General features: G+C 35.4%; 1 pseudogene. It reads left to right on the top strand.

Going from position 1 to position 489, the window contains the following annotated elements:
• Window positions 1-489 (top strand): annotated as a pseudogene (locus OQH62_RS08625) (hypothetical protein); the annotation flags it as partial.

Below are 489 nucleotides of genomic sequence, written 5' to 3'. Positions count from 1 at the left end.
TGATAGCTTTGGAATGCTTCCTTATTTAGATGAACTCATAGGGGTGGATTGGGTGATGGATTTGAATATGTTAGATGGGGGATATAGTCTTGATGAAGCAGGAAAAACACTACGCTATTTATACAACCAAATCAAGCAAGGCAAACTCAAAGACCCTAGAGATAAAGATTCTACAAAGGAGAGTAGAGAGGAGTTTAGAAGAAAGATAGATGATTGGGTGGTGGAAAGATATGATTTAGATATTCCAAATGAATGGACTGAAAAAGAAGCAAAATTATATATGGACACTCTTTTACTTGTATCCAAAATAATGGCAGTTACTCCCCCTCAAGGCTATCCTAATGCACCAACTTATTTTATCCCTGAATACTTAGAAGAAATCTATAAAGAAGGCGAACTTGACAAAAAACAAAACCCCACTATACCAGCAATATATAGAGAAAACTTCCCAGAATACTTAAGAAAAGAAATAGAGGATTATGCAAGGAA

It is taken from the genome of Campylobacter sp. MIT 21-1684, from assembly GCF_026241315.1.
Classification (GTDB): domain Bacteria; phylum Campylobacterota; class Campylobacteria; order Campylobacterales; family Campylobacteraceae; genus Campylobacter_D.
Note: the sequence above shows the minus strand (reverse complement) of the source record. Positions and strands in the feature narration are given on the sequence as shown.